We start from the raw sequence: 14,068 nt of genomic DNA, 5'->3' as shown, positions 1-14,068 counted from the left end.
CCGCTTGGTATTCTTTAGTTGTGCCTATGAAGGAAGATTTGCTACACTATATTTGGAACTACAAAAAAATTCCGCTTCAAGGGTTGCAGACTACTTCTGGTGAGCCTATATCTATTCTAGATATGGGTATGGCTAATCATCTGGCTGGACCAGATTTTCTCAATGCTAAAATCCGAATAAATAATCAGTTGTGGGTAGGCAATGTGGAAATGCATATAAAATCGTCCGATTGGTACAGGCACAACCATGAGAAGGACGCTAACTATGACGCCGTTATATTGCATGTGGTTTGGGAAGACGATGTCCCCGTTTTTGGAGGCAAAGGATTTATAATCCCGACCTTAACGTTACAAGGGGTTATAGCGCCTCAGCTTCTACAATCTTACCAACACTTGGTAGAAAACAAGGATAAGAATTTCATTAATTGCGAAAATCAAATTAAGGAGACTTCTAGTTTTCTGTTAGATAACTGGTGGGAAAGACTATTTCTGGAACGGCTGGAACGGAAATCGTCTTACGTCTTGGAATTATTAGAAGCATCAAAAAACAATTGGGAACAGGTTATGTTTATCTTGTTACTCAAAAGTTTTGGTCTAAATAATAATGGAGGTGCTTTTGCAGCGGTGGGCGAAACACTTCCGTATACCGTGGTTCGGAAAGTACAAAACGATGTCTTTAAGGTAGAAAGCCTTTTGTTTGGTACGGCAGGCTTGTTGCAAGACACTGTTGTAGTTGACGATTATTTTAAAAGGCTATATGCAGAATATTTATTTTTAAAGAACAAATTTGGCTTGCAGGTGCAAACGGGAGAACCTCCACAATTTTTTCGATTAAGACCTGCCAATTTCCCTACCATTCGGCTATCGCAACTTGCTAATTTAGTAGTGCAACACCCCAACTTATTCCATGAAGTTATGCAAGGAAAGTCTCCGCGCGAGTTTTATACCTTGTTTGCTGTAGCGGCAAGTTCGTACTGGCGCACCCATTATACTTTTGGTCAAAAATCTAAAGAAACTCCAAAAGGGCTTACGCCTAGATTTGTGGACAGTATTATCCTCAATGCTGTACTTCCATTACAATTTTGTTACGCAAAATACCTGGGAAACGATGTTAATGAAAGCATTCTTGGGTTGGCTACCCAACTTAAAAAAGAAACAAACCACATTGTTCAAAATTTCGAAGCGCATGGTGTAGCCATAAAGAATGCTAAAGAAGGTCAAGCAGCATTAACCTTATACCATTCCTATTGTACTAAAAATAAATGTTTGCAATGTAGTATTGGGAGTTCAATGTTGTCTGCAAATAATTACCTTTGAAGTATGAACCTATTTTATCAAATACTGTATTATTTTCAGAAGAGAGGGTTTGAGGTATGCCGACGTATTGCCGAGCGATTAGGTATTAGGGCTAGGATCGTAAGAACTACCTTTATATACCTTACTTTTGTTACCCTAGGTTTTGGTTTTGCGTTGTATTTATTTTTAGCATTTTGGTTGCGAATAAAAGATTTACTTTATACGAAACGATCTTCGGTTTTCGATTTGTGATGTATGCTCAAATTATTTAGATCAAAAATTTATCTTTCCCTAATTTTGGTAATTTCCGTATTGCTCATTGGGGTATTGGGGTATAGGTTTTTGGAGGGATTCTCATGGATGGAAGCCCTTTACATGACCATTATTACTGTAGCAACGGTTGGATATGGCGAGGTACGACCCATGGATATGGCTGGTAAGGTGTTTACCATGAGTTTGATCGTTTCCAGTATCTTTATCTTTGCTTTTGCAATTACCGTGATAACGGAATATATCCTGAGCAAGAATTCTTTAGAACTCTTAAAAAAGAAAAAAGTGAAAAATAAGATTGATAGCTTGTACGACCACGTGGTTATTTGCGGTTTTGGCCGTAATGGAATGCAAGCTGCCAATAGGTTGAGTACCTATAAAACAGCATTTGTAGTTATAGATAGAAACAAGGAAATCATTGAAAAGTTGGATGACGATATCCTTTTTGTGGAAGGAGATGCTAATGATGATGACGTTTTGCGCGCGGCCGGTATTCTCAGGGCGAAATATCTGATAACCGCCATGCCCGATGATGCGGCAAATTTATTTGTTGTTCTCTCTGCGCGTCAATTAAACAAGGATTTATTTATCATCAGTAGGGCATCATTGGTCACCTCTCAGAAGAAGTTAGTATTAGCTGGGGCAAACAAGGTGATTATGCCCGATAAAATTGGTGGAGATCATATGGCGTCTTTGGTGGTTATGCCTGATTTGATTACGTTTATGGATAAATTATCGACAGAAGGAAAGCATACTACAAATTTGGAGGAAGTAGAAGTAGAAGATTTTATCAAAAATGCCAAAGGGAATTTGTCTTTAAGAGATTTAGACCTAAGAAAGAAAACTGGGTGTACCATCATTGGCTACGTGGCACCTGATGGCACATACATTATTAATCCGGAAGCCGATTTAAAATTACAACCCAAAAGTAAAGTAATTGTACTTGGAAGACCAGAGCAGATTAAGAAATTAAATATTATGTACCATATTGATCAAGGATAATTCTTGAAAATTATTTGAATTCGAAAATAATTTAGTGATATTGCCGTACCGTTTGCCATTACAAACCAATTTTGTAGACCTATGAACAGATTTATATTTCTTTTTGTCTTCTTTTTCAGTGGCTTAGCTATCGCTCAGGAACTTCGGGTGCAGGAGACCATTCTAAATACCTCTAATACCATAAATGATGGCGCTGTTGATTTGGAGGTGAGCGGCGGTACACCGCCCTATACCTATAAATGGAGTAACCAAAGCACTGCCCAAACCTCTAAAAGAGCTATAGGGCTAACCGAGGGAATACCGTATCGTGTTACGGTTACAGATAGTAAAGGAGCATCTGTTACCAAGATAGTTAAGGTAGAAACACAGTCCATTACCGAAGTTTTTAATGGGTTTATGACCCCGGCGGTGGGTGCGTTGGGTTCGGTTCTTTTTTGGGATCCTTTTGCAGCTACTGGATTATACGATCCTAAAGTATATGCCGATGTAAAATTGATTGGCATTCCGAACTGGTCGCCCGATGTGTCTAATAAATTTATCCTAAAAAAATGGTTGAAACAAGAAGGCGAAAAAGTAGTTAAAGGCGATGAGATTGCTATTATATCTCAAGAAAATGGCACAGATGAAACCATTACAGCCACGGGCAATGGTGTTATACGCCATCTTACGGCTGAAAGTAAGGTAATTTATAACTCGGAAAATCAAAAGCACGTCATAGAACAAGGTGCCCATTATTTTGCAGAGATTGTGTACGATACCCCTATAGTGCTTACGCATCCTAATGGAGATCCCATTAGCAAAGGAATTCCGTTTATAGTGATTTGGCTGGTGCTTGGTGCTACTTTTTTTACGCTTCGAATGGGTTTTATTAATATTCGCGGCTTTCGGCATGCCATTGATTTAGCTAAAGGAAGGTATGATGACCCCAATGCACCCGGACAAGTAACGCATTTTCAAGCTTTGGCAACCGCAGTCTCTGGAACCGTGGGTCTGGGAAATATTGCAGGGGTAGCGGTGGCGGTATCCCTAGGGGGCGCCGGAGCCACTTTTTGGATGATTGTTTGTGGATTTCTAGGCATGTCTTCCAAGTTTGTAGAGTGTACCTTAGGGGTTAAATACCGGGATATATTACCCGATGGTCGTGTTTTTGGCGGCCCAATGAATTATCTCCGGTATGGCCTAGAAAAACGGAACTTAAAAGGATTAGGTAGAATATTGGCCGGTTTGTTTGCAGTATTAGCTGTTGGTGCTTCATTTGGTGGCGGCAATATGTTTCAGGCCAATCAGTCTTTTGAGCAATTGGCGGGCCAGTTTCCGGCGTTAGAAGGTCAAGGATTTTGGTTTGGTGTTGTTACGGCGATACTTGTTGGTGTGGTTATTATTGGTGGTATTAGCAGTATTGCTAAGGTAACCGGAAAAATTGTTCCTATCATGGCCTCTATTTATATCGTGGCCGCATTGGCAGTAATTATAATGAATATTGAGAATATTGGCCCGGCATTTTCAGCCATTTTTTCAGGAGCCTTTAATCCGTCGGCTTTAAAAGGAGGGATTATTGGGGTATTGGTCATTGGATTTCAACGAGCCGCATTTTCCAATGAAGCGGGCGTGGGCTCTGCCGCCATTGCCCATAGTACGGCTAAAACAAATCATCCGCCTTCAGAAGGATTTGTGGCGTTATTAGAACCTTTTATAGATACTGTGGTAGTGTGTACACTAACCGCTTTAGTCCTTATTTTTACCGGAATGCATGAAGTAGAAGGCATGGCAGGAGCCCAGTTGACCTCAGATGCCTTTGCAAGTCAGATTTCTTGGTTTCCGTATGTGCTTGCATTGGCGGTGTTTTTATTTGCCTTTTCTACTATGATTTCGTGGTCTTACTATGGTATGCGGGCATGGACGTATCTTTTTGGTAAGAGTAAGAAAACCGAATTTATTTACAAAATGGTCTTCTTAGTATTTGTCGTCATAGGCGCGTCGGTAAGTTTAGGCGCAGTACTAGATTTTTCAGATATGATGATTCTAGCCATGTCCTTTCCCAATATTATAGGGTTATACCTTATGTCTGGCGAAGTACGAGCCGATCTCAATGAATATTTTAGAAAGCTTAAAGCCAACGAGTTGTTTAAAATTCAGAAAGCCGTAAAATAGTAGAATGTAATCTTGAATACAACGCCTTAGGCGGTAAATAGCTTCTAAAAGATGCGTATAGCGTTCTTACAGGTTTTATAAAAACTTTATGCTGGAGAGGTTATTCTTTCCTATACACGTGGTAGCTATTAAATTGATTCGTATTTTGTAGGCGATAACGCCTAATATTGACCTATGAGTTTTTTTAAATCCTATTTTAAGTTCGATGCGCAAGAACGTCGTGGGATTTTATTTTTATTCCTGATTATCGTAGTACTGCAGCTAGGATCTATGCTCACTCCCCTGATACCTTTTAAAAAAGGATCGGAAAGCGTACTGCTGAATATTGAGGAACAAGAATACATAAATGCCATAAAAGAAAAAATGGCTGTCCAAAACACGTTTACATTATATCCCTTCAATCCAAATTTTGTTACCGATTACAAAGGCTACACGCTGGGGATGTCTCCCGATGAAATAGATCGCTTACATGCTTTTAGAGCCGCTAATAAATTTGTAAAATCGGCAGAAGAGTTTCAAACTGTGACATTAGTGTCAGATTCTCTCTTGAACGAAATAGCACCTTATTTTAAATTTCCGGACTGGGCACTTTCCGAAAATGAAACTAAGGTGCACCAAAAAGTGCGATCCAATCATCAAAATAGCGTAATAAAAAATCTTTCTTTTGAAACAAAAGATTTGAATAGCGCCACCGCAGAAGATCTAATGGTGGTACATGGCATTGGCAAAACCTTATCACAGCGCATCGTTAAATTCAGAGATCGGCTGGGTGGCTTTTTTGTGAATAATCAGTTGTACGATGTATATGGGTTAGATGTTGATGTGGTAGATAGCGTTTTAGAGCGATTTAGCGTTTTAAGTACCCCGGAAATAACTCCAATTAATATCAATACCGCTTCTGCTGCGGAAATAGCAAAACTAATTTATATACCCAATGAATTGGCTCGTAACATTGTAGCATATAGAGCAACTTCGGGAAGGATACAATCCTTCAATGAACTACAACAGATTGAGGGATTCCCTTCAGAAAAGATTGATAGAATTAAATTATATTTGCAGTTATAAAAAAATTGCTACGAATGATTACGGATACGCTTTCAACAATGAGTTTTGATTACTCAGAAACCCAGCAAATGGTCGCTAGTTCGGCAAAGGAATTTGCGGAACAACATATAAGACCCTACATTATGGAATGGGACGAGACTCAATTTTTTCCTGTAGAAGTATTAAAAAAAGCCGGTAAAATGGGTTTTATGGGTGTTTTGGTTCCAATGGAATTAGGAGGTTCCGGATTTGGCTACCATGAATACGCTGCTATTATAGAGGAAATTTCAAAAGTAGACCCTTCTATTGGGCTGTCTATTGCCGCGCATAATTCATTATGCACCAATCACATACTATCTTTTGGTAATGATACCCAAAAGTTAAAATGGATACCGAAATTGGCAACAGGTGAGTGGATTGGTGCTTGGGGGCTCACGGAACACAATACGGGCTCCGATGCAGGAGGGATGAATACCACGGCAATAAAGGATGGAGATTGTTGGATTATTAATGGCTCAAAAAATTTTATTACCCACGGGAAAAGCGGGGATGTGGCTGTGGTTATAGCCCGAACCGGATCCAAGGGTGACAGTCATGGTATGACGGCTTTTGTACTAGAAAAGCGTACCCCCGGTTTTAGCAGTGGAAAAAAGGAAAATAAGTTAGGTATGCGTGCCAGCGAAACTGCCGAACTGGTATTTAACAACTGTAAAATACCGGATGCAAATCGATTAGGCGAGGTAGGGAATGGGTTTGTGCAATCAATGAAAATACTGGATGGCGGTCGCATTTCGATTGCGGCTCTTTCTTTGGGTATTGCTAAAGGCGCCTATGAAGCAGCACTACAATATTCTAAAGAACGAATTCAATTTGGAAAACCCATAAGTCAGTTTCAAGGCATTTCTTTTAAACTGGCCGATATGGCTACAGAAATTGAAGCCGCCGAACTGTTGCTGCATAAAGCTGCATTTCTTAAGAATGAAGGTAGAAACATGACCAAGTTAAGTGCTATGGCCAAAATGTTTGCCTCAGAAGTTTGTGTAAAGGCTGCCAATGAGGCGGTTCAGATTCATGGGGGATATGGATACACCAAAGATTTTCCGGTAGAGAAATTTTATAGAGATGCCAAATTGTGTACCATAGGGGAAGGCACTACAGAAATACAAAAAGTAGTAATCGCAAAGAATATTTTAAAATAAATAGCGGCTATTTCATTATTTGCTTTTATATTTGCATTCTTAATTTTAAAGAAAGGAGGTTGTAGCCAATGTTAATTATACCTATTAAAGAAGGAGAAAACATCGATCGAGCACTGAAACGTTTTAAGCGTAAGTTCGACAAAACAGGGACAATGCGTCAATTGAGAAAAAGACAGCAGTTTATAAAACCCTCAGTAGAACGCAGAGCACAGATTCAGAAAGCCCAATATATTCAGGGTTTAAGAGATAAAGAAGAGCAATAAAAGGCACTTTATTTTTTGTAGTATACAAAATCCCGTTTTTTACGGGATTTTGCTTTTATACCCATTTATCATGACAAATCTTTTGTAAATTTGAGAATGTCATTGACCTCTTTCATAAACTATTTGTCTCATGAAAAGAACTATTCCCTTCATACCATACGGGCTTATGAAAGGGATATTATTGATTTTTCCACATTTTGTTCCACCACATACAGGCTAGACACCATTGAAGAGGTGCCCTACACTTTGGTAAGGAATTGGATCGTAAGTCTAGTGGATAAAAAGATTTCGAATAGATCCATAAATAGGAAAGTAGCATCTTTAAAAGCCTATTATAAATTTCTTCATAGGATAGAGCGTATTCAGATAAATCCATTAGCTAAACACATCGCCTTAAAAACCTCAAAAAAAGTAGATGTTCCTTTTTCTGAAACAGAAATGAACGATGTACTACTTCAATTACCAACAGATGGCAGTTTTGAGTCTGTAAGGGATTTGTTGATCATAGAATTGTTCTACACCACAGGCATTCGTAGGGCAGAACTGATACATATTAAGCCACATGATGTCGATATTTTAAACCGCACACTAAAAGTGGTGGGAAAAAGAAATAAGGAACGCATTATCCCGTTATTACCTTCAACGGCGCACCTTTTTTCAAAGTACATAGAGGCCAGAAATAATCTGAACAGCATTGTAGACGTGGAGTATATTTTTTTGTTGAAGAGCGGTTACAAAATGTACGAGACGCTTGTTTATCGAATAATAAATAGTTATTTTAGTAAAGTCTCCTCTAAGTCAAAAAGGAGTCCGCATATTTTAAGACATACCTTTGCTACCCATTTACTGAATATGGGAGCAGATTTAAACTCGGTGAAAGAATTGTTGGGGCACTCTAGTTTAGCCTCCACACAGGTGTATACCCATAGTGGTATTGCGGAGTTAATGAAAGTGCACTCGGCGACCCATCCACGAAGTAAGAAGTAATACTTCCTGCTTTTTTTGTTTAATTTTTTAAATCTTCATTCTATGAAAGTAAACGCACAATCGGTGAATTTTACGGCAGACGGTAAGCTTATCGGATTTATTCAAAACAGACTGGATAAGTTAGAACTTTTTTACGATCGGGTTATTAGTTCCGACGTATATTTAAAGGTAGAAAATACCAGTTCAAAAGAAAATAAAGTCGTAGAGATTAAAGTACACGTGCCAAAGGATAAATTTATCGTAAAAAAACAATGCAAATCCTTTGAGGAAGCCGTAGATTCTGCTTGCAGTTCTTTAGAAAGAAAATTAGTGAAAAGGAAAGAAAAATTTAGGGTTCAGGCGTAATTAAAATTTTTGTAAAAATGTTTTGATTAAATAAAAATATATCTACATTTGCAGTCCGTTAGAAATAGCGGACTTTTTTGTGTAAAAAAGGGTTAAAAGCCGATGTAGCTCAGCTGGCTAGAGCAGCTGATTTGTAATCAGCAGGTCGTGGGTTCGAGTCCCTCTATCGGCTCATCAAAAAGAAGCGTTTGAAAGCTTCATGAGATATTGAAATTAGGTTAAAACAAGGGGACGAGAAGTTTATCCCGAGTTTGGTCGAGGGAAGTCCCTCTATCGGCTCATCAGAAAGAGGAGTTTGAAAGCTTCTTGAGGCGTTGAAATGAGCTATGAACGACAAAAGTAGGGTGATATAAATTTTTGTGTATTCACCATAAAGTTCGTTTTTTTCAAGGGTTGTAAATGTTCTTTTTAAAAAAATAGGCAAAAAGAGAGGGGAGATACTCAAGCGGCCAACGAGGGCAGACTGTAAATCTGCTGACTACGTCTTCGCAGGTTCGAATCCTGCTCTCCCCACAAGGTGAAATGTAAGTTTCCTTGCTCGTTAAGATTGCGCTTTTTGCAAGACAAGCGTACGATACTAGCGAAAGATAAAATGTTTTTCACAGTAGATGAAAGGCATCTGAAATTTGAAATTTTGAATAGTAAAAGCGGGAGTAGCTCAGTTGGTAGAGCGTCAGCCTTCCAAGCTGAATGTCGCCGGTTCGAACCCGGTCTCCCGCTCAATAATGGTCAGTTATGGCAACGAACTTCGTTTAATATTGCTGATTATTTAGGTTGATATGGCTGTATCGAAAAGGATTCTTTTGTTATAATAACAAAAAAAGTGTTTTTTCGGTAATTGGGAAAAATACAATCCTAAGAAAATAACTAAGGGATTTTCAAACAGCACTTTACGCCGGTGTAGCTCAGGGGTAGAGCGTTTCCTTGGTAAGGAAGAGGTCATGAGTTCAAATCTCATCATTGGCTCAATAAAAGCATAATTTGTACACTAATATAAACTAAAGATTAAAATTAATTTAACATGGCAAAGGAAACCTTTAATCGTTCCAAACCCCACTTGAATATTGGCACAATTGGACACGTGGATCACGGTAAAACTACATTAACTGCAGCTATTACTTCTGTATTAGCTAACGCAGGACTTTCGGAAAAAAGAAGTTTCGATTCTATCGATAATGCACCCGAAGAAAAAGAAAGAGGTATTACTATTAATACATCGCACGTGGAGTATTCTACGGCCAACCGTCACTATGCGCACGTAGATTGTCCAGGTCACGCAGATTATGTGAAGAACATGGTAACCGGTGCTGCCCAAATGGATGGTGCAATTCTTGTTGTGGCCGCTACGGATGGTCCTATGCCACAAACCCGTGAACACATCCTACTAGGTCGCCAAGTTGGGATTCCAAGAATGGTTGTTTTTATGAACAAAGTGGATATGGTAGATGATGATGAGCTTTTGGAGCTTGTAGAAATGGAAATCAGAGAACTCTTATCTTTCTATGAATACGATGGTGATAATGGTCCTGTTATTGCAGGTTCTGCATTGGGAGCTTTAAACGGAGAGCAAAAATGGGTGGATACTGTAATGCAATTAATGGATGCAGTTGACGAATGGATTGAACTTCCAAAAAGAGATGTAGATAAAACTTTTCTTATGCCTGTAGAAGATGTGTTCACCATTACAGGTAGAGGTACAGTGGCTACAGGTAGAATTGAAACAGGTATTGCCAATACAGGTGATCCGGTAGAAATTATTGGTATGGGTGCAGAGAAATTGACCTCTACCATTACAGGTGTTGAGATGTTCCGTAAGATTTTGGATCGTGGAGAAGCCGGAGACAACGTTGGTATTTTGTTGAGAGGTATTGATAAGACCCAGATCAAAAGAGGTATGGTAATTTGTAAGCCGGGCTCGGTAAAACCACATGCCAAATTTGAAGCTGAGGTATATATCCTTAAAAAAGAAGAAGGTGGTCGTCATACCCCATTTCACAATAATTATCGTCCGCAATTCTATGTTAGAACTACAGATGTTACAGGAACTATAAACCTTCCTAGTGGTGTAGAAATGGTAATGCCTGGTGATAACTTAACAATTACAGTAGATTTGCTTTCACCAATTGCATTAAGTGTTGGTTTGCGGTTTGCTATCCGTGAAGGAGGTAGAACTGTAGGTGCAGGTCAGGTAACTAAAATTTTAGATTAATACGTTGTACTTACGTTAAAGGCATCCACCAACAGGCGGATGCCTTTGAGCGTAATTAATTAAGGCACTACTTTTAGACTCTAGCCATTAGTTTAAGTAGGCAATGTTATAAGAAACCAAAATGGTATAAACGGGTGTAGCTCAGTTGGTAGAGCACTGGTCTCCAAAACCAGGTGTCGGGAGTTCGAGTCTCTCCTCCCGTGCATTAAATAGTACAAGGACACAACAGTGCATAGGATAAGGTTTTAATACAAAAGAAGGAAATATCATGTTTACTTACATAAAGGAATCCATAGAAGAACTTAGGAATAATATAACCTTACCCACTAGGGCGGAATCTTCGAACCTCATGGTTGTTGTTGCAGTATTTTCCATTTTATTTGCCTTGGCCACTTGGGGCGTAGATAGCCTATTCAGTAAAGTGATTCAATTTTATTTCAACAACTTAATTAATTAAGTACAGCCCTATGTCAGAAGTATTGGATAAAAAATGGTATGTGGTAAGGGCGGTAAGCGGTCAGGAGAATAAGATAAAAGGGTACATTGAAGCAGAAGTAGCTCGTTTAGGATTTTCTGATTATTTAGAAGAAGTTCTAGTGCCTACCGAAAAAGTCGTTCAATTACGAAATGGAAAGAAAATAAATAAAGAAAGAGTTTATTTTCCCGGTTATATTATGGTAAAGGCCAATTTGGCCGGTGAAATGGTACACATTATTAGATCTATAACCAATGTCATAGGTTTTTTGGGAGAGACTAAAGGAGGAGATCCAGTTCCCTTGAGGAAATCTGAGGTTAATAGAATGTTAGGGAAGGTAGATGAATTGGCTGTTAATACCGATAGTGTGGCTATACCTTTTGTAATAGGTCAGACGATTAAAGTCATAGATGGTCCATTTAATGGGTTTAATGGCACTGTAGAAAAAATAAATGAAGAAAAGCGTAAACTAGAAGTAATGGTAAAAATCTTTGGCAGAAAAACACCATTAGAGCTTAGTTATATGCAAGTAGAAAAAGTTTAATACGAACTGTTACATAGTAAAAGAGGTGTTGCTTCCAAATAAACACCCTTTAAATTTAATTAAAAACAATGGCAAAAGAAGTAAGTAAAGTAGTTAAACTACAAGTTAGGGGAGGTGCTGCGAATCCGTCGCCACCGGTTGGACCCGCTTTAGGTGCTGCCGGGGTCAATATTATGGAGTTCTGTAAGCAATTTAATGCGCGAACACAGGACAAGTCTGGCAAAGTATTGCCGGTTGCGATCACGGTTTATAAAGACAAGTCCTTCGACTTTGTTGTAAAGACACCGCCAGCGGCAGTTCAACTCATGGAAGCGGCTAAGATTAAAAAAGGATCCGGCGAACCAAACCGTAACAAAGTATCCAGTGTATCTTGGGATCAGATTAAATTAATTGCAGAAGACAAAATGGTAGATTTAAATGCTTTTACTGTGGAATCTGCAATGAGTATGGTCGCAGGTACGGCAAGGTCAATGGGATTAAAAGTTTCAGGAAACAGACCTTTTTAAAATCTTAAAAGCAATAAGAATGGCAAAATTAACGAAAAAGCAAAAAGAAGCACATTCAAAAATAGATAAGAACAAAATCTATTCCCTGAATGAAGCGACAGCTTTGATAAAGGAAATTACCAATGTAAAGTTTGATGCGTCTGTTGATATTGCGGTGCGTTTGGGTGTAGATCCTCGAAAAGCAAATCAAATGGTTCGTGGTGTAGTAACATTGCCTCACGGAACAGGAAAAGATGTAAAAGTATTGGCGTTGGTAACTCCTGATAAAGAAGCAGAAGCCAAAGAGGCTGGTGCAGATTATGTAGGACTAGATGAGTATTTGGATAAAATAAAAGCAGGATGGAGTGATGTAGATGTGATCATTACGATGCCTAGCGTTATGGGAAAATTAGGCCCTTTGGGTAAATTTTTAGGCCCAAGAGGTCTTATGCCTAATCCAAAAACAGGAACGGTGACCATGGATATCGCAAAAGCAGTAACTGAAGTGAAATCAGGAAAAATTGATTTTAAAGTAGACAAAACGGGTATCGTTCATGCCGCTATTGGTAAAGTTTCTTTTTCCGAAGACAAACTTGCAGGAAATGCAAAGGAGTTATTAGATGCTCTTGTAAAGCTGAAGCCTACAGCGTCGAAAGGCATTTATATGAAAAGTGTATACTTGTCGAGCACCATGAGTCCCAGTGTACAATTAGATCCAAAAACAGCTTAGGAGCAGGTTAAACTTTTTATTATGACAAGAGAAGAAAAATTAAGTGTTATACAAGATCTAACAGTGCAGTTAAAAGACAACAGCACCATTTATCTTACGGACATTTCGGGACTTAATGCGGTGAATACATCGGATTTAAGGAGAGCGTGTTTCAAGGCCAACATTAAATTGGCGGTAGTAAAGAATACCTTGCTGGCAAAAGCAATGGAAGCATCAGAGAAGGACTTTGGAGAACTTCCAGCAGTGCTTAAAGGAAATACCTCGCTTATGTTTTCAGAAACGGGTAATGCGCCGGCAAAGCTTATTCAGAGTTTTAGAAAAAAGACCAAAAAACCGCTATTAAAGGGGGCATTTATTTCTGAAGCGATTTATATAGGTGACGAGCAGTTGGACGCTTTGGTTAACCTTAAGTCCAAAGACGAGATGATTGGAGAAGTGATAGGATTGTTACAGTCTCCGGCCAAAAATGTAATCTCTGCGCTAAAATCGGGCGGAGGTAAATTGGCAGGGATTCTCAAAACCCTTTCAGAAAAATAATTTACACACGTACGCACTAAAAAACAATTATATTTTAAAATTTTATTAAACGATAGAAAAATGGCAGATTTAAAAGATTTCGCAGAACAATTGGTTAACTTAACCGTAAAGGAGGTAAATGAGTTGGCCGCAATATTAAAAGAAGAATACGGTATTGAGCCGGCTGCTGCTGCAGTGGCTGTTGCTGCCGGTGGCGGTGCTAGCGATGCAGGTGAAGCCGTAGAGGAAAAGACCGAATTTGATGTAATTCTAAAAGCAGCCGGAGCTTCAAAACTAGCTGTAGTAAAATTAGTTAAAGAATTAACAGGTTTAGGTTTAAAAGAGGCTAAAGATATTGTAGACAGCGCTCCAAAACCGATCAAAGAAGGTATCTCTAAAGATGAGGCCGAAGGTATTAAAAAATCATTAGAAGAAGCAGGAGCAGAAGTTGAGCTTAAATAATAGCACAAACCATACTATTTTTGGTTTAGGTCTTTTCACGATTTGTGGCTAGACCTAAACCTTTTTGTACACCGGGTATACATTAAGATAT

The 14,068-nt window shown here is 38.8% G+C and carries 16 protein-coding genes and 5 tRNA genes; all 21 read left to right on the top strand.

Features of this window, described 5'->3' with window-relative positions; translation table 11 throughout:
• The first annotated feature begins 26 nt into the window (after positions 1–26).
• The 21 genes from U1E44_RS11945 (at position 27) to rplL (ending at position 13,977) form a co-directional block, all read left to right on the top strand.
• The gene (locus tag U1E44_RS11945) at positions 27–1,316 is read left to right on the top strand and encodes a DUF2851 family protein (RefSeq protein WP_322931319.1); all 1,290 of its coding nucleotides are present in this window, start codon (positions 27–29) and stop codon (positions 1,314–1,316) included.
• 3 nt (positions 1,317–1,319) lie between these two features.
• Complete coding sequence (locus tag U1E44_RS16800; protein ID WP_323673892.1) at positions 1,320–1,547, top strand: PspC domain-containing protein; 228 nt, start codon at positions 1,320–1,322, stop codon at positions 1,545–1,547.
• 3 nt (positions 1,548–1,550) lie between these two features.
• Complete coding sequence (locus U1E44_RS11940; protein WP_322931318.1) at positions 1,551–2,567, top strand: potassium channel family protein; 1,017 nt, start codon at positions 1,551–1,553, stop codon at positions 2,565–2,567.
• A gap of 81 nt (positions 2,568–2,648) precedes the next feature.
• Positions 2,649–4,718, top strand: a complete 2,070-nt coding sequence (locus tag U1E44_RS11935; protein ID WP_322931317.1) for an amino acid carrier protein — start codon at positions 2,649–2,651, stop codon at positions 4,716–4,718.
• A 174-nt stretch (positions 4,719–4,892) separates the two neighbouring features.
• Positions 4,893–5,783 carry a ComEA family DNA-binding protein gene (locus U1E44_RS11930; protein WP_322931316.1) on the top strand — a complete coding sequence of 297 codons (891 nt, stop codon included), beginning with the start codon at positions 4,893–4,895 and terminating at the stop codon, positions 5,781–5,783.
• Between the two features lie 38 nt (positions 5,784–5,821).
• A complete protein-coding gene (locus U1E44_RS11925) occupies positions 5,822–6,961 on the top strand; it encodes an acyl-CoA dehydrogenase family protein (RefSeq protein WP_323673894.1) in 1,140 nt (379 codons plus the stop codon).
• A gap of 68 nt (positions 6,962–7,029) precedes the next feature.
• Entirely contained in the window at positions 7,030–7,224 is a 195-nt protein-coding gene (rpsU, locus tag U1E44_RS11920; RefSeq protein WP_322931314.1) for a 30S ribosomal protein S21, read from the top strand.
• A 96-nt stretch (positions 7,225–7,320) separates the two neighbouring features.
• A complete protein-coding gene (locus U1E44_RS11915) occupies positions 7,321–8,211 on the top strand; it encodes a tyrosine-type recombinase/integrase (protein ID WP_323673891.1) in 891 nt (296 codons plus the stop codon).
• Positions 8,212–8,253: 42 nt separating this feature from the next.
• The gene (gene hpf, locus U1E44_RS11910) at positions 8,254–8,556 is read left to right on the top strand and encodes a ribosome hibernation-promoting factor, HPF/YfiA family (protein ID WP_322931312.1); all 303 of its coding nucleotides are present in this window, start codon (positions 8,254–8,256) and stop codon (positions 8,554–8,556) included.
• A 98-nt stretch (positions 8,557–8,654) separates the two neighbouring features.
• Positions 8,655–8,728: transfer RNA gene (locus U1E44_RS11905), tRNA-Thr, on the top strand.
• A 259-nt stretch (positions 8,729–8,987) separates the two neighbouring features.
• Positions 8,988–9,069 (top strand) — tRNA-Tyr (locus tag U1E44_RS11900).
• A gap of 134 nt (positions 9,070–9,203) precedes the next feature.
• Positions 9,204–9,276 (top strand) — tRNA-Gly (locus U1E44_RS11895).
• Between the two features lie 174 nt (positions 9,277–9,450).
• Positions 9,451–9,522: transfer RNA gene (locus tag U1E44_RS11890), tRNA-Thr, on the top strand.
• Between the two features lie 55 nt (positions 9,523–9,577).
• The gene (gene tuf / locus U1E44_RS11885) at positions 9,578–10,765 is read left to right on the top strand and encodes an elongation factor Tu (RefSeq protein WP_322931311.1); all 1,188 of its coding nucleotides are present in this window, start codon (positions 9,578–9,580) and stop codon (positions 10,763–10,765) included.
• A 130-nt stretch (positions 10,766–10,895) separates the two neighbouring features.
• Positions 10,896–10,968: transfer RNA gene (locus U1E44_RS11880), tRNA-Trp, on the top strand.
• Positions 10,969–11,033: 65 nt separating this feature from the next.
• Positions 11,034–11,222, top strand: a complete 189-nt coding sequence (gene secE, locus U1E44_RS11875) for a preprotein translocase subunit SecE (RefSeq protein ID WP_322931310.1) — start codon at positions 11,034–11,036, stop codon at positions 11,220–11,222.
• Positions 11,223–11,232: 10 nt separating this feature from the next.
• On the top strand, positions 11,233–11,784 hold the full coding sequence (gene nusG, locus U1E44_RS11870; protein WP_322931309.1) for a transcription termination/antitermination protein NusG: 552 nt from the start codon (positions 11,233–11,235) through the stop codon (positions 11,782–11,784).
• Between the two features lie 68 nt (positions 11,785–11,852).
• Positions 11,853–12,290, top strand: coding sequence for a 50S ribosomal protein L11 (gene rplK, locus U1E44_RS11865; protein ID WP_322931308.1), 438 nt, complete (start codon positions 11,853–11,855; stop codon positions 12,288–12,290).
• Between the two features lie 19 nt (positions 12,291–12,309).
• The gene (rplA, locus tag U1E44_RS11860) at positions 12,310–12,999 is read left to right on the top strand and encodes a 50S ribosomal protein L1 (RefSeq protein ID WP_322931307.1); all 690 of its coding nucleotides are present in this window, start codon (positions 12,310–12,312) and stop codon (positions 12,997–12,999) included.
• Between the two features lie 21 nt (positions 13,000–13,020).
• Positions 13,021–13,536, top strand: a complete 516-nt coding sequence (rplJ, locus tag U1E44_RS11855) for a 50S ribosomal protein L10 (RefSeq protein WP_322931306.1) — start codon at positions 13,021–13,023, stop codon at positions 13,534–13,536.
• 60 nt (positions 13,537–13,596) lie between these two features.
• Positions 13,597–13,977, top strand: coding sequence for a 50S ribosomal protein L7/L12 (gene rplL, locus U1E44_RS11850; protein WP_322931305.1), 381 nt, complete (start codon positions 13,597–13,599; stop codon positions 13,975–13,977).
• Positions 13,978–14,068: the final 91 nt, after the last annotated feature.

The sequence above is a fragment of the Aurantibrevibacter litoralis genome (assembly GCF_034651555.1).
GTDB classification, from domain to species: domain Bacteria; phylum Bacteroidota; class Bacteroidia; order Flavobacteriales; family Flavobacteriaceae; genus Aurantibrevibacter; species Aurantibrevibacter litoralis.
This window is presented reverse-complemented; position numbering and strand designations above follow the sequence as displayed.

Bases quoted from the DNA above. Each gene is read 5' to 3' on its own strand.
- U1E44_RS11945 (WP_322931319.1), top strand. From the start codon at position 27: ATGAAGGAAGATTTGCTACACTATATTTGGAACTACAAAAAAATTCCG.
- U1E44_RS16800 (WP_323673892.1), top strand. From the start codon at position 1,320: ATGAACCTATTTTATCAAATACTGTATTATTTTCAGAAGAGAGGGTTT.
- U1E44_RS11940 (WP_322931318.1), top strand. From the start codon at position 1,551: ATGCTCAAATTATTTAGATCAAAAATTTATCTTTCCCTAATTTTGGTA.
- U1E44_RS11935 (WP_322931317.1), top strand. From the start codon at position 2,649: ATGAACAGATTTATATTTCTTTTTGTCTTCTTTTTCAGTGGCTTAGCT.
- U1E44_RS11930 (WP_322931316.1), top strand. From the start codon at position 4,893: ATGAGTTTTTTTAAATCCTATTTTAAGTTCGATGCGCAAGAACGTCGT.
- U1E44_RS11925 (WP_323673894.1), top strand. From the start codon at position 5,822: ATGAGTTTTGATTACTCAGAAACCCAGCAAATGGTCGCTAGTTCGGCA.
- rpsU (WP_322931314.1), top strand. From the start codon at position 7,030: ATGTTAATTATACCTATTAAAGAAGGAGAAAACATCGATCGAGCACTG.
- U1E44_RS11915 (WP_323673891.1), top strand. From the start codon at position 7,321: ATGTCATTGACCTCTTTCATAAACTATTTGTCTCATGAAAAGAACTAT.
- hpf (WP_322931312.1), top strand. From the start codon at position 8,254: ATGAAAGTAAACGCACAATCGGTGAATTTTACGGCAGACGGTAAGCTT.
- tuf (WP_322931311.1), top strand. From the start codon at position 9,578: ATGGCAAAGGAAACCTTTAATCGTTCCAAACCCCACTTGAATATTGGC.
- secE (WP_322931310.1), top strand. From the start codon at position 11,034: ATGTTTACTTACATAAAGGAATCCATAGAAGAACTTAGGAATAATATA.
- nusG (WP_322931309.1), top strand. From the start codon at position 11,233: ATGTCAGAAGTATTGGATAAAAAATGGTATGTGGTAAGGGCGGTAAGC.
- rplK (WP_322931308.1), top strand. From the start codon at position 11,853: ATGGCAAAAGAAGTAAGTAAAGTAGTTAAACTACAAGTTAGGGGAGGT.
- rplA (WP_322931307.1), top strand. From the start codon at position 12,310: ATGGCAAAATTAACGAAAAAGCAAAAAGAAGCACATTCAAAAATAGAT.
- rplJ (WP_322931306.1), top strand. From the start codon at position 13,021: ATGACAAGAGAAGAAAAATTAAGTGTTATACAAGATCTAACAGTGCAG.
- rplL (WP_322931305.1), top strand. From the start codon at position 13,597: ATGGCAGATTTAAAAGATTTCGCAGAACAATTGGTTAACTTAACCGTA.